The following is a 14,960-nucleotide window of genomic DNA, read 5'->3' as shown; positions in this document are numbered from 1 at the left end:
ATTTTGATAAAATATGCAGTTTTCTATCTATCTTTGCTTCCAAAAGAAAACTTAAAGCAAATAGCAAACTATGAAAAATGTATTAATTATCGGCTCCACCGGTCAGATCGGTTCGGAACTAACCATGAAATTGAGAAGTATTTACAATGGTAATATCGTAGCCGGATATATTCCCGGTGCTGAGCCTAAAGGGGAATTAAAAGAATCAGGCCCTTCTGCCATCGTAGATATCACCAACGAACAACAAATTGCCGAAACTGTATCAAAGTACAACATCGACACCATTTACAACCTGGCAGCCTTACTATCGGCTGTAGCAGAAGCCAAACCTCAACTAGCATGGAAAATAGGCATGGGAGGCCTGTTCAACGTATTGGAAGTAGCACGCGAAATGGGTTGCGCCGTATTTACCCCAAGTTCTATCGGTGTCTTCGGCAACAACACCCCTAAAGACAAGACCCCGCAAGACACTATCCGTAATCCGCGTACCATGTATGGAGTTACAAAAGTATCAGGAGAATTACTGAGCGATTATTACCATATCCGTTTTGGCGTAGATACCCGCTCCGTTCGTTTCCCCGGATTAATTTCGTATGTCACACCTCCGGGTGGCGGGACTACCGATTATGCTGTAGACATCTATTATTCGGCTGTAAAAGGTGAAAAATTTGAATGTCCTATTGCAGCCGGTACATTCATGGATATGATGTATATGCCTGACGGTTTACGTGCAGCCATTGAAATCATGGAAGCGAATCCCGACAAACTAATTCATCGCAATTCGTTCAACATTGCTTCAATGAGTTTTGATCCGGAAATTATTTATAACAATATAAAGAAGTATATGCCCGACTTCCATATGGAGTACAAAGTAGATCCGCTACGTCAAGCTATCGCCGAATCATGGCCGAACTCACTGGACGATACTTGTGCCCGTGAGGAATGGGGATGGAAACCGGAATATGATCTAGACAGCATGACACAGGATATGCTTGCCAAACTAAAAATACGATTCAATAAATAAACCACTAATATTGAATAAATAAAATAGCCTTCTCTATTCTATATGGAAAAGATAGAGAAGGCTATTTTTATACATTTCTTGCACTTATATAAAATTTTGATCGTATCTTCGTGCAAATTAACATACTGATTAAAAACATACTATGAATACAAGAGCTATTACCCAGAACAAGAAAGTCGTTACATTCGGAGAAGTAATGCTAAGGCTGACCGCCCCCAATTTCCAGCGCTTTTCCCAAACAAACGAGTTTATTGCTACTTATGGAGGAAGTGAAGCGAATGTAGCCATATCACTGGTCAACTTCGGCATCCCCACAGAATTCGTTACCAGACTTCCCGAGAATGCAATGGCACAAGCCTGCGTAAACTCACTCCAAGCTTACGGATTAGGTACAGACGGCATTATTTATGGTGGGAAACGCATGGGATTATACTTTCTGGAAAGCGGTGCAGCATTTCGTAACTCCAATGTAGTATATGACCGTGAAGGCTCTTCCTTTGCCACTTTACGTCCCGGCATGATAGACTGGGAAAAGATTCTTTCCGATGCAGGCTGGTTCCACTGGTCGGGTATAGCAGCGTCCCTGTCACAGGAAGGAGCAGATGCCTGCCTGGAAGCACTGCAAACAGCAGACCGCCTGGGATTAACAATCTCATGCGACTTAAATTTCCGCAAAAAATTATGGAATTACGGTAAATCCGCATCAGAGGTAATGCTCCCCCTTGTTCAATATAGTGATGTCATTTTTGGTGCAGAACCCGAATACAAAGAAATTTTCGGCATTCCCCCGGTAGGTTTTAAAGCTGTAGACACCTCATATCCATTAGATTTGTCCGGTTTCAAAGTATTCGGTCAAAAAGTATCAGAACAAGCTCCCCGATGCCAGAAAATGTTTCTGGAGTTGCGTAATACCATCACTTCCAATCACAATCTGCTGGCAGCCATACTTTATTCTAAAGGAACATTAAGGCATACCGGCATTTACGATATTGTCCATGAAGTAGACCGTGTGGGTGCAGGAGATGCATTTGTAGGCGGCATGATTTATGGTTTGCTGACCTACCCCGACAATGACCAAAAAACATTGGAATTCGCCCTTGCCGCATCTGCATTGAAAAATACCATATATGGAGATTTCAATCAAGTAACAGTAGAAGAAGTGGAAGAGTTAATGCAAGGAAACACTTCAGGAAGAGTAGTCAGATAACTATTTTCACGATTATAGCCAAACAGAATTGATCTGCAAGATACAGCGTAAAAAAGCAAGTTAACTTCATGGGACAAGCAAGTTAAGTTGAAATGCCAAGTAAGCTAAGTTACTTACCCAATGTACTTAAGTTAATTTTTGAAGCCACAGAAGATTCATCTACCCTTTTTCCACAAACCAATTCCAATCGACCATTATAAAAAGAGGAGGATGCTCATGATATGAGCATCCTCCTCTTTTTATTTATTTCTTAAAAGAAACCTTCTTATGCCTTTGTTTCTTCCGGCATCTTGTTACCCATAGTCAGGTAAGCGATAGGAGCAGCAATGAAGATAGAAGACAATGTACCGATCACAACGCCCAAAATCATTGCAAAGGCGAAGCTGCGGATACTGTCACCACCCAGCACGAAGATACACAACAATACGATCAATGTACTTAATGAAGTATTGATGGTACGAGCCAAAGTAGTATTCAATGAATCATTAAACAACTGCATACGGTTACGTTTCGGATACAGACCGAAGAACTCACGGATACGGTCAAAGATAACCACCTTGTCATTGATAGAATAACCGATAGCGGTCAAAATAGCGCCAATAAAAGTCTGGTCAATTTCCAATGAGAACGGAACCCATCCATAACATAACGAGTATGCACCGATGATCAAAATAGTATCGACAGCCAATGCAACAGTCGCACCCACACTATAAGCTACATTGCGGAAACGCAGCAAGATATACAAACCGATAGCCACCAATGCAAACAATACAGACCAGACAGCCGAAGTCTTGATATCGTCAGCGATACTAGGACCTACTTTCTGAGAACTGATGATAGAACCACCGACACGATTATCACGGTCAATAAAGATTTCCAATGTAGTACCTTCGCCCAGCAAGTTACCATCTTTCAAAGACTGATACAAGAACTCTTCAATTTCAGAGTCGATAGTAGGAGAATCTTCATTAATACGGTAATTGGTTGTAATACGGATTGTCTTCTTGTCTGTACCCAAAGCAATAGCCTGTACATTATCTTCTGTGATTTTCTTCTTCAACAGGTCACGCACTGTTTCAGGTTCAACCTGCTGTTCAAACTGAACTACGAAGTTACGTCCACCGGTAAAGTCAATACTCTGCGCCAAACCACGGATAAAGAATGAAATGATACAGATAACGATAATCGCTCCGAATACCGTGAATGAACGTTTCATCATTCCCATAAAGTTGTAATTCACGTTCTGCATCAGATTCTTGGAGATCCCTGTAGTGAATGTCAAGTTCAACCACTTGTCTTTATTCATGAAGTGCTCATAAACAATACGGGTCAAGAATACTGCTGTAAAGAATGAGCAGAGGATACCGATAATCAACGTAGTGGCAAAACCACGAATCGGACCCGTACCGAAATAGAACAGAATGATACCAGTGATAATTGATGTCAAGTTTGAGTCAAAAATAGCAGAGAATGCGTTAGAATAACCGTCTGCTAAAGCAGCCTTAACAGTTTTACCGGCTCTCAATTCTTCTTTTGTACGTTCATAAATCAACACGTTAGCATCTACAGCCATACCCAATGACAACACCATACCGGCAATACCAGACATGGTCAGTGCAGCTTGGAACGAGGTAAGGATTCCTAATGTGAAGAAGAAGTTAACAACCAATGCGCAATTGGCAACCATACCCGGAATCAATCCGTACATAGCGCACATATAGATCATCAACAGAATCAACGCAACAACAAATGAAATAATACCTTGATTGATAGATTCCTGACCCAATGACGGACCAACAATATCCTCCTGAACGATACGTGCAGGAGCAGGCATCTTACCAGACTTCAATACGTTAGCCAAGTCTTTTGTCACCTCCGGGGTAAAGTTACCGGTAATCCGAGAGTGTCCCCCCGTAATTTCACCGTTTACATTCGGAGCGCTGTATACGTAACCATCCAGTACGATAGCGATAGCCTTGCCTACATTGTTCTTTGTCAGAACAGCCCAGCGGCGTGCGCCGTCAGTGTTCATAGACATACTGACACAAGGCTTGTTGAACTGGTCATATTCATCTTTAGCATCAGTGATCACATCACCTTCCAACGGAGCACGTCCGTTACGTTCAGTAGACTTGATAGCATACAATTCAAAAATACGTCCCTGCTTGTCAAAGTCAGCAGCCTTTACACCCCATTTCAAACGAAGATCTTTCGGCAACATTTCTTTCACTTCTTTCATAGCAAGGTACTGGTTTACCTGAGCAGTATCTTTATAATCGGCATAACCTACCACCGACCCGTAACCATTCGGATTTAATTGAAGAACAGAAGCCAACGGATGTTCTTTCTTCATCTGCTCCATTGCGGCAGAGTTACTTGCCGTTTCGCCTTTCAATGCGGCTGCAAGACTGTCGGCAGCAGAAATTGCAGAAGCCTGTGCGACAGCAACAGTATCAGTAGCTACAGAATCAGCAGAAGCAGCACCACTTTCAACGGCAAGAATATCACGCAGTCTGTTATCTACAGAAGAAAGATAAGGAACTATTTCTTTTGCGTCGAAAGTTTCCCAGAATTCCAAGTTAGCAGATCCCTGCAACAGTTTTCTGACACGTTCCGGTTCTTTGATACCCGGCAGTTCCACCATGATACGGCCCATCTTTCCTTCCAATGCCTGAATGTTAGGCTGTGCCACACCAAAGCGGTCAATACGTGTACGTAATACATTATAAGAGTTGTCGATAGCAGCCTTTACCTCTTCGCGCAATACTTTTTCAACTTCACTGTCGGAACTGCGGGTGGTTACTTTGTCTTTCAACTGCTGAGTAGCAAATAATTCAGCCAATTTGCCATTGGGAGCTTGTTTCTTATACTCTTTTACAAAAAGAGTAATAAAGTCATCCTGACTAGTGATAGATTGTTTTGATGCTTCTGCAACCGCTTTGTTAAAAGCTTCATCAGTCTTGTTGTCAGCCAAAGCCTTCACTACATCCGGTACAGAAACTTCAAGGATAACGTTCATACCACCTTTCAGGTCCAGACCCAGACCAATCTCCATCTCGCGACACTGTTTCAGCGTATAACTACCCAAATAAACTTTTTCATTCTGCATAGAATCAAGGTAATGTGCTTCACCTTTCGGGTCTTGTGCCGCTTTGTCCATGTGATAGCGGGTCACAAAAGAGAAAGAAAGATAAAACACACATACAAGGGTGAGTAATACCGCAAAAACCTTTACAAATCCTTTGTTTTGCATGTTACTTTGAAATTTATTATTTTTACTTTTTGATTAATTCTTAGTTTATACAAGGTTGCAAATATAGTTTTTTTTTCACATTCCCACGGTATCAAACACAAATATTTAGATTCCAAAAGAGAAAAAAGGCTGCAAAAGCATTTTTTGCAGCCTAAATTATTCTATCTCACAGTCTATTTTATTTCAAACCCCTGTTTTTAAGCAAGGGTTCCAAGCTGGGATCAGCCCCACGAAAACCTCTGTAAAGGGTCATAGGATCTTCCGTTCCACCTTTCTCTAGAATATTTTTACGGAAAGAGTCTGCGGTATTTTTATCGAACACTCCATGTTCTTTAAACGCTTCAAAAGCATCCGTGTCAAGAACTTCTGCCCATAGATAGCTGTAATACCCAGCAGCATATCCACCTATAATATGACTAAAATAAGTGGCGCGATACCGAGGAGCTATTTCAGGAATCAGCCCCAGCTTGTCCATCGTTTCTTTTTCAAAAGCAACGACATTCAGGTTGTCTGTATCAGTCAGGTTATGCAGTTCCATATCAAGCAAAGCGGCTGCCAATAATTCCGTAGTCATAAAACCTTGATTAAAAGTACCCTGATTTTGGATTTTCGTAATCAGCTCATCCGGAATCACTTCTCTTGTTTCATAATGCTTGGCATAGAGTTTCAGCACTTCAGGTTCTACAGCCCAGTGTTCCATAATCTGTGAAGGAAGTTCTACAAAATCCTGCGCCACACTGGTACCGGACACTCCTTTGTAGTTACACTTGGTCAGCATACCGTGCAATGCATGTCCAAACTCATGAAACATGGTTTCCACCTCATCCAAAGTCAGTAAAGAAGGCATATTTCCTGCAGGTTTAGTAAAACTTGCCACATTATAAATTAAAGGACGTACTTCACCGGCCTGTTCACGAAAATTACTCATCCATGCGCCACCACGCTTACCTGCGCGTGGAAAGTAATCCGCATAGAACAATCCCAAAAATGAGCCATCGGCATCCTTTACTTCATACACTTTCACATCCGGCTCATATACGGGCACATCATTCAGTTCGGTCAATGTAATGCCATACAGCTTGTTGGCCACGGTATACAATCCGCTACGCACATCTTCCAAACTGAAATAGGGCTTGATTTCATCTTCATTCAAATCATACTTTTCCTGACGCAATTTTTCGGCATAATACCACCAGTCCCATGCAGCCAGCTTCTCTCCCTTACCTTCCTTATCCATTATTTTCTGCAACTCGGCGGCCTCTTTCTTTGCATTTTCCAGTGAGTATCCCCACAGGTTGTTCAAGAAATCCATGACTGTCTGCGAATTCTTAGCCATGTTCTCATCCAGTACAAAATTGGAATAACAATCGAATCCTAATAATTTTGCCTGTTCCAAACGCAATGCCATGATCTTTCCCAATATCTCTTTATTGTCATTCGCATCATCATGATTCCCCCGGTTGATATAAGCTTCATAAATATTTTTTCTTAGCTCACGGTTTTCAGCATATTGCAAAAAAGGCAAGCGACTGGAGTTTTGCAAAGTGAATAGCCATTTCCCTTCTTTTCCAGCAGCTTTCGCTTCCTCTGCGGCCCCCGCTTTCACCCATTCGGGTAACCCGGCCAAATCAGCCTCATTCTCGATAACCAACTGATAAGCGTTATTCTCATTTAAGATATGATTGTCGAAAGCAATCCCCAAAGTCGACAATTCTTTATTGATCTCCCTCAAACGGGATTGTTTTCCGGCATCCAGTCCGGCACCCGAACGGACAAAAGCTTTATAATACTTGTCCAACAGCCGGTGTTGCTCAGTCGTAAGAGTTATCTTACCTTCCTGTTCCTGTTGATGCACATCAGCCACCCGTTTATACAAATCCTGATTCAAATAAATATTATCACTATGTTCTGAAAGTACAGGAGCCATCTTTTCATTCAAGGCCGTCAACGAATCATTTGTATCCGCTTCGGTCAATGCAAAAAACACCCCACTTACTCTCGCCAGAATCCCGCCACTTTTATCCAGCGCCACAATGGTATTTTCAAAAGTAGGTTCCTCGGGATTATCAACTATTGCCTTAATTTCCGCATTCTGCTCCTCTATTCCTTTCAAGAAAGCAGGTTCATAATGCTCCAGTCTGATCTTAGTAAAATCGGGAGCACCGTACTCGGTCTGGAATTCCGTAAAGAACGGATTCATTTCTGTTTTCTGTTCACATGCACACATTACACAACACGTCGCTAACGTAAATAATAGTCTTTTCATAATCTGTCAATTAAAGGTATGTAAAATCACTTCTCCGCCACATAACACCAAATGGGGTAATGATCCGAACTCTTTATCGTATTATCCACCGTACAACGGTAAGATTTTAAATTCTTGCTCAATAAAATATTGTCTATTCTGAAATAAAAATGATTTTGATTATAAGATATGCCAAAGCCGTTTCCCGACTCCACAAAAGCATCATTCAGACCTTCCCCTACCACCCTGTGAGTGTATGATATAGGAGAATCATTGAAGTCACCGCATACAATTATGCCTCCCCCTTTGTAACCGGCCACCAAACGAGCTATGGAATCAGCCTGAACGGCACGTATAGCCGATGCTTCCGCCAGTTTTCCGATCAGCAAACGAGACCCTTGCGATACCTTTTGCTTATCAGGATCCTTCATCATTTCGCGATAGACTTCTTTATCCTTCTCAGTCAGCTTATTGGATTCCAGATGATTATTAACAACCAGCAAGGTATCACCATTCACTTTGATTTTATAAGCAATGGAACCATTGTTAAGGCTGGCATATTTCACCGGATGTGCCGACAAAATAGGAAAACGGGAATAACAACCCAAACCGTTGGCCCCCGATATCTTATGATAATTTTTATAAGGATAATCTCTTAAAGCATAATCCACCTCTTTCTTGGTTAAGCGTCCGCCTACAATATATTCCTGCAGGCAGATTATATCCGCATTGCTGTTTCTTAAATATTCCAGCACAGGGTTCGGATTATCCTTGGTGTTCGCACGGTTCTTTTCAAAGGCCATCGTATTGTAGGATAAGAATTTGATTGCCCCTTCCGGTACATCAGATACAAATACATTGACTGGGAAATAAGTACGGATAGCACCAATGGAACATACCAGGCCTAAAAATGAAAGCAACGCATATTTACGATAAATCACTAACCAGAAGACCAGAAACAAAAGATTAACAATCAAAAAAGCGGGAAAAGCCAAACCGGCACATGACCATACCGGATGAGCCACAGGATCAATATAAGGGCTGTAAGCACATACCAGTAACAATACCACCATACACAAGTTTATGCCCAGTAGTATCCATCCCAAAAAACGACCAATATATTTCATATATCACTTCTTGCTCGCATCAAACAAGCTTTTCTTCTCTTCGGTAGTCAGACTGTTATAACCGGATTTCTTTAATTTATCCAATATACGGTCTATCTCCTCGCTTTGCTGTTTTTTACGGGCATTATAATCGTAATCTTTTGCCTTATCACCATAATGAACTTTCATCTTCGGTTTTTTCGATTGACGACGAAACGAAAGACCTTCCGAGAAGCAATCCAAGCATCGGTTTATCCATGACGTAGCATCATGTCCGCGGGACAATCCGGAAGCAAACCACCATCCGGCCAAAGCACCTCCTAAATGAGCGATATGGCCACCGGCATTGCCCGATGTCATAAACAGCAAATCGGTCACAACCATAAACAGAGCCACATACTTCAACCTAACAGTCCCAATAAACATAAAGTTTACTCTATATTCCGGTGCACGTACCGCAGTGGCCACAACAATAGCAAGTACGGAAGCTGATGCTCCCAACAAATAAGAATAATACAAAGAATCACTGAAATAAGGGAAAACATTGTAAGCGATCATATACAACAAACCGCCACAAATACCTCCCAACAGATAGAGCCCGCGGAAATGCTTTGCCGAGAAAAGAGACAGAAACATCTGCCCGAACCAATAAAGCCACAGCATATTAAACAGCAAATGCAAAATACCTGCGTGCATGAACATATAAGTCAGCAAAGACCAAGGCTGCTTGACAAACTGCAACGTCCAGGCCGGCAGTTCCAAATATTGAAGCACAAATGCTCCATTCCGGTTGAACAGCATCCATAAAATTCCCAATAAGGAAGTTACAATGAATACCCCTACATTAATATATATAAACTGGATATATATGTTCCCTTTGTTGAAACTATTTTTCAAATCAGTAATAAAACTGCCCATTGTTATTCTTTTTTCTCCAATACATTATCAATATAAAGCCAAAAATCATACCTCCCAAGTGTGCAAAGTGGGCAACGCCATCGGTCGAAGCACCCAAGCCCAAAAATATCTCCAAAGCAGCATATCCCATCACAAAATATTTAGCCTTGACAGGAAATGGGATAGGGAATACAAACATCTGACTATTGGGGAACAGCATACCGAATGCCAACAAAATACCATATATCGCTCCCGAAGCGCCAACTGTAGTCATCAGATTCAAGTACTCCGCCATCGGGATCACGGCAATCCCCGTATTCACACTGTCATACTGCGATAATTCAGTCACATATTGTATATATTGCACCAGCTCCTGCACCAGTCCCGCACCTATACCACATACCATATAATAGGATAAGAAACGTTTCGGTCCCCAGACCTGTTCAAGCGTACGGCCAAACATCCACAAAGCAAACATGTTAAAAAAGATATGCTGGAAACCGCCATGCATAAACATATAAGTAATCAACTGGGCAGGATTAAAATCAGATGCCATAAAAAAGTGCAGTCCCAGCAGGTCGTTCAAGTCAATTCCATACTTCATGGCTACCACGCCGCCAAAGAAACACAACACATTTATTATCAATAAATTCTTGGTTACTGTAGGTATACTGTTCATAAATATTCTTCGTCTTATAAAACATTGATTGCGCGCAAATTTACAATTTTATTCTGTTATATAACAGAAAACAAGAGTTCTCTTACGTTTTTTTGATTTTTGGAGCATCTTTTTTAGGCTATCTGTTTGATTTCTAATTTTGAAAGCATATATTTGTCACTGATTTTGGTAAAACTTTTGTGTTACATTTAATAATTAATCATTTTCGTTATGAATAAGGCAGATCTTATCAGCGCAGTCGCCGCTGAAGCCGGCTTGAGCAAAGTCGACGCAAAAAAAGCAGTTGAAGCTTTCGTTTCAACTGTAACAAAAGCCCTCCAAGAAGGGGACAAAGTATCATTAATCGGATTCGGAACATTCTCTGTTGCTGAAAGAAGTGCAAGAACAGGTATCAACCCATCCACAAAAGCAACGATTACTATTCCTGCTAAAAAAGTAACCAAGTTCAAACCAGGTGCTGAACTGGCAGACGCAATTAAATAATTGCTATTTTACATAAAAGGACTTAAGGAAAGGGGCGCCGGTACTAGCGCCCTTTCTTCTTCATTTTTCTATTTGAACCTATGAAACCTAAAATGACAACCTTATTTAAATTCCTGATCAGCGCTGCTGTATGCGCATATTCAACACAAGTTCTTCATGCGGAAGATACAAAACTACCTTATTGGAAAGATATTCAGACCGTAGCCGTCAACAAGGAATATCCACGCACAGCTTTCATGACTTACGACAACCGGAACCAGGCACTGACCGGCGAGTATGAGAACAGCCCTTATTACAAACTACTAAACGGTACATGGAACTTTTATTATGCAGATGCATACAAAGATCTGCCTGCCAACATTGAGCAACCGGATGCCAACATAGCCTGGAAGGAGATTAAAGTACCCGGCAACTGGGAAGTACAGGGCTACGGAGTGGCCATCTACACCAATCATGGATACGAATTCAAACCCAGAAATCCACAACCGCCGCAGTTACCCGAAACCAATCCGGTCGGTGTGTATCAGCGTGATATCGAAATTCCCGCCGATTGGGATGGACGCGACATATTCCTCCGTTTGGAAGGAGCAAAATCCGGTGTATACGTGTATGTCAACGGACAGGAAGTGGGATACAGCGAAGACTCCAAGAATCCGGCAGAATTCTTAATCAACAACTACCTGAAACCCGGCAAAAACTCGCTGGTCATCAAAATATTCCGCTGGAGTACCGGTTCTTATCTGGAATGCCAGGACTTCTGGCGCATGAGCGGTATTGAACGTGATGTATTCCTGTTCTCACAGCCCAAAACCCACATCAAAGATTTCAATGTGGTGTCTACACTGGACGACACTTATAAGAATGGTATCTTCAAACTGAATGTGGACGTAACCAACCATACAGCAGCCAACAAAGAGGTAACCGTAGCATACGAATTGCTGGATGCCGCAAAGAAAGTGGTTGCAGAAGGTAACACCCCCTGTCCTGTTACAGCAGACGGGCAGAAGAGCATCTCTTTTGAAGCCGCCCTCAGCAACGTCAAGACCTGGACATCAGAACACCCTAACCTGTATCGGTTACTGATATCTCTGAAAGACGGAGAAAAAACAAGCGAAATCATTCCTTATACGGTAGGTTTCCGCCGTTTCGAGATCAAACCAACCGATCAGATAGCCGAAAACGGCAAACCATACGTTTGCTTGTTCGTCAACGGCCAACCCATCAAGCTGAAAGGTGTAAACATACACGAACATAATCCCGAAACAGGACATTATGTTCCCGAAGAGCTGATGCGCAAGGACTTCACCCTGATGAAACAGAACAACATCAACAGCGTGCGCCTCTGCCACTATCCGCAAGACCGCAAGTTCTATGAATTGTGTGATGAATATGGTATCTATGTATATGATGAAGCCAACATAGAAAGCCACGGTATGTATTATAACTTAAGCCGGGGCGGAACATTGGGCAACCATCCCGAATGGCTGAAGCCGCACATGGACCGTACCATTAATATGTACGAGCGTAACAAAAACCATCCCTCTGTAGCCATCTGGTCATTAGGAAACGAAGCCGGAAACGGTTATAATTTCTATCAGACCTATTTATGGCTGAAAGAACGCGAAGTAAAAGGGATGAACCGTCCTGTAAATTATGAACGCGCCCTTTGGGAATGGAACACAGATATGTATGTACCCCAATACCCCAGTGCCGCCTGGCTGGAAGAAATAGGCAAGAAAGGCAGCGACCGTCCCATCGCACCATCCGAATATTCACACGCTATGGGCAATTCCAATGGTAATCTGGCAGCACAATGGAGAGCAATCTACAAGTACCCGAACCTGCAAGGCGGTTACATTTGGGACTGGGTAGACCAAGGTATTCTGGAAACAGACGAAAATGGACGTACCTACTGGGCCTACGGAGGTGATTACGGAACCAATGCACCCAGCGACGGAAACTTCCTATGCAATGGAATCGTAGCTCCGGACCGCACTCCGCATCCGGCCATGACAGAAGTGAAATATGCACATCAGAATGTAGGTTTCGAAGCCATCGACCCGGCTGCCGGCAAATTCCTGGTAAAAAACCGTTTCTACTTCACCAACTTGAAAAAGTATATGATCAGTTATACCGTAAAGGCAAACGGAAAAACAATCAAAGGCGGAAAAGTATCATTAGATATCGAACCGCAAGGTTCCAAAGAACTGAACATCAACCTCAACGGATTGAAACCCAAGGCCGGCACAGAATATTTTGTAGATTTTGTAGTTACCACCACAGAACCGGAGCCCTTGATTCCTGCAGGACACGATATTGCTTCCGAACAATTCCGCCTGCCCATAGAACCATTGGCTATGACCGGACATAAAGCAAGCGGCAAGACTACCGTCAGCACGGATGGTGACATCATCACCGTATTATCACCACGTATGCAGTTCGTTTTCAACAAGAGAAGCGGACTCGTGACTTCATACAAAGTAAACGGTACAGAATATTTCGCTGAAGGTTTTGGTATTCAGCCTAACTTCTGGCGCGCACCGACGGACAATGATTATGGTAACGGTGGGCCTAAGCGCGAGCAAATATGGAAACAGTCCAGCAAGAATTTCAATGTAGCAGATGTTACCACAACAACAGACGGCAACAAGACCGTATTAACAGTCAATTACCTACTGGCGGCAGGCAATCTGTACATCATGAAATATACCATCTATCCCGACGGTGTGGTTCATGCAGGCATCACCTTTACTTCTACCGATATGAAGGCTGCCGACACGGAAGTATCAGAAGCTACCTTAATGGCCACTTTCACACCGGGACAGGATGCTCAACGCCTTGCCTCTTCCAAACTGAACGTACCACGTATCGGTGTACGTTTCCATTTGCCATCCGATATGAACCAGGTAGAATACTTCGGACGCGGACCGGGTGAAAACTACATCGACCGTAATGCAAGCAGCTTCGTTGATCTCTACCGCACTACAGCCGACCAGATGTACACCAACAACTATGTCCGTCCGCAAGAAAACGGACACCGCACCGACACCCGTTGGGTAGAACTGACCCGCAAAGGCGGAAAAGGATTGTTAATACGTGCCGACAGCACTATCGGATTCAATGCCCTGCGCAACTCCGTAGAGGACTTTGACTCGGAAGAAGCTATCAGCCGTCCCCGTCAGTGGACTAACTTCACTCCCGAAGAAGTTGCTAACCATAATGAGGAAAAAGCTAAAAATGTAATACGCCGCATGACACATGTCAATGATATCACCCCACGTAATTTTGTGGAAGTATGTATTGATATGAAGCAACAAGGTATAGCCGGTTATGACAGCTGGGGAGACCGCCCTCTGCCGGAACATACCCTACCCGCCAATAAGGAATATCATTGGGGATTCACATTGATGCCGGTAAAATAAAAACATAGCAAGCATTCCTTCCTTAATAAGAAGAGTATGTCAGAACTCCGATGGCACTATCATATAGATTGTCATCGGAGTTTCATTTCCCATCCTACATTTCAATTATAACCTGAAAACAAGATCAGTCTGATTTATATTTGCTAGCTTTGTACTCAAAAAATCGAACACATGGAACAACAAGGAGAAATCATACTCTACCAACCGGATGAATCAGTGAGGATGGAAGTGCGCATTGAAGATGAAACAGTGTGGCTGACCCAGGCACAAATAGTAGAACTATTCCAATCCAGCAAAGCCAATATAAGCGAGCATCTAAAGAACATTTATAAATCAGAAGAACTAATCCAAAGTTCAACCGTTCGGAATTTCCGAACAGTTCGCCAAGAAGGCAACAGACAGATTACGCGTAACTTAGAATATTATAATTTAGATGTGATTATATCAGTAGGATACCGTGTAAATACGAAACGAGGAATCCAATTCCGCCAATGGGCTAATAGCCAGGCACATGACCGTTTTCTTATTATAGACCAATCCGACATATATCACATCGGAGCCTCTTTGAAAGATTTGGGAAAGAAACTGTTTGCCTTCTCCAAAATGGATATTCCGGCATCTATCGTCACAAAACTGCTATAAAG

At 42.6% G+C, this 14,960-nt stretch carries 9 protein-coding genes and 1 pseudogene; 5 read left to right on the top strand and 5 right to left on the bottom strand.

Going from position 1 to position 14,960, the window contains the following annotated elements; translation table 11 throughout:
* Nucleotides 1-70: 70 nt before the first annotated feature.
* Nucleotides 71-1,024: an NAD-dependent epimerase/dehydratase family protein gene (locus RE317_RS01435; RefSeq protein ID WP_005844402.1), complete on the top strand. Its 954-nt coding sequence runs from the start codon at nt 71-73 to the stop codon at nt 1,022-1,024.
* A gap of 142 nt (nt 1,025-1,166) precedes the next feature.
* Nucleotides 1,167-2,231 carry a sugar kinase gene (locus RE317_RS01430; RefSeq protein ID WP_005844400.1) on the top strand — a complete coding sequence of 355 codons (1,065 nt, stop codon included), beginning with the start codon at nt 1,167-1,169 and terminating at the stop codon, nt 2,229-2,231.
* A 265-nt stretch (nt 2,232-2,496) separates the two neighbouring features.
* On the opposite strand, the gene secDF is transcribed toward RE317_RS01430, so the two are convergent.
* The 5 genes from secDF to RE317_RS01405 form a co-directional block, all read right to left on the bottom strand.
* A complete protein-coding gene (gene secDF / locus RE317_RS01425) occupies nt 2,497-5,484 on the bottom strand; it encodes a protein translocase subunit SecDF (protein WP_303266128.1) in 2,988 nt (995 codons plus the stop codon).
* Between the two features lie 178 nt (nt 5,485-5,662).
* Nucleotides 5,663-7,750: a M3 family metallopeptidase gene (locus RE317_RS01420; protein ID WP_008666673.1), complete on the bottom strand. Its 2,088-nt coding sequence runs from the start codon at nt 7,748-7,750 to the stop codon at nt 5,663-5,665.
* Between the two features lie 26 nt (nt 7,751-7,776).
* Nucleotides 7,777-8,856: an endonuclease/exonuclease/phosphatase family protein gene (locus RE317_RS01415; protein ID WP_008666671.1), complete on the bottom strand. Its 1,080-nt coding sequence runs from the start codon at nt 8,854-8,856 to the stop codon at nt 7,777-7,779.
* 3 nt (nt 8,857-8,859) lie between these two features.
* Nucleotides 8,860-9,753: a rhomboid family intramembrane serine protease gene (locus tag RE317_RS01410; RefSeq protein WP_007833752.1), complete on the bottom strand. Its 894-nt coding sequence runs from the start codon at nt 9,751-9,753 to the stop codon at nt 8,860-8,862.
* Nucleotides 9,734-10,411: a rhomboid family intramembrane serine protease gene (locus tag RE317_RS01405; RefSeq protein ID WP_005850228.1), complete on the bottom strand. Its 678-nt coding sequence runs from the start codon at nt 10,409-10,411 to the stop codon at nt 9,734-9,736. The genes RE317_RS01410 and RE317_RS01405 overlap by 20 nt, the downstream gene beginning before the upstream one ends.
* 210 nt (nt 10,412-10,621) lie before the next feature.
* On the opposite strand from RE317_RS01405, the gene RE317_RS01400 reads away from it, so the two are divergent.
* From RE317_RS01400 to RE317_RS01390, 3 genes and pseudogenes are all read left to right on the top strand, one after another.
* Nucleotides 10,622-10,894, top strand: a complete 273-nt coding sequence (locus RE317_RS01400) for an HU family DNA-binding protein (protein WP_005844385.1) — start codon at nt 10,622-10,624, stop codon at nt 10,892-10,894.
* Nucleotides 10,895-11,067: 173 nt separating this feature from the next.
* Nucleotides 11,068-14,316 (top strand): annotated as a pseudogene (locus RE317_RS01395) (glycoside hydrolase family 2 TIM barrel-domain containing protein); the annotation flags it as partial.
* Nucleotides 14,317-14,487: 171 nt separating this feature from the next.
* On the top strand, nt 14,488-14,958 hold the full coding sequence (locus RE317_RS01390; protein ID WP_008666667.1) for a virulence RhuM family protein: 471 nt from the start codon (nt 14,488-14,490) through the stop codon (nt 14,956-14,958).
* The last annotated feature ends 2 nt before the right edge of the window (nt 14,959-14,960 follow it).

The organism is Phocaeicola sp. GP0067 (genome assembly GCF_031119655.1).
GTDB lineage: Bacteria > Bacteroidota > Bacteroidia > Bacteroidales > Bacteroidaceae > Phocaeicola > Phocaeicola vulgatus.
This window is presented reverse-complemented; position numbering and strand designations above follow the sequence as displayed.

Bases quoted from the DNA above. Each gene is read 5' to 3' on its own strand.
- RE317_RS01435 (WP_005844402.1), top strand. From the start codon at position 71: ATGAAAAATGTATTAATTATCGGCTCCACCGGTCAGATCGGTTCGGAA.
- RE317_RS01430 (WP_005844400.1), top strand. From the start codon at position 1,167: ATGAATACAAGAGCTATTACCCAGAACAAGAAAGTCGTTACATTCGGA.
- secDF (WP_303266128.1), bottom strand. From the start codon at position 5,484: ATGCAAAACAAAGGATTTGTAAAGGTTTTTGCGGTATTACTCACCCTT.
- RE317_RS01420 (WP_008666673.1), bottom strand. From the start codon at position 7,750: ATGAAAAGACTATTATTTACGTTAGCGACGTGTTGTGTAATGTGTGCA.
- RE317_RS01415 (WP_008666671.1), bottom strand. From the start codon at position 8,856: ATGAAATATATTGGTCGTTTTTTGGGATGGATACTACTGGGCATAAAC.
- RE317_RS01410 (WP_007833752.1), bottom strand. From the start codon at position 9,753: ATGGGCAGTTTTATTACTGATTTGAAAAATAGTTTCAACAAAGGGAAC.
- RE317_RS01405 (WP_005850228.1), bottom strand. From the start codon at position 10,411: ATGAACAGTATACCTACAGTAACCAAGAATTTATTGATAATAAATGTG.
- RE317_RS01400 (WP_005844385.1), top strand. From the start codon at position 10,622: ATGAATAAGGCAGATCTTATCAGCGCAGTCGCCGCTGAAGCCGGCTTG.
- RE317_RS01390 (WP_008666667.1), top strand. From the start codon at position 14,488: ATGGAACAACAAGGAGAAATCATACTCTACCAACCGGATGAATCAGTG.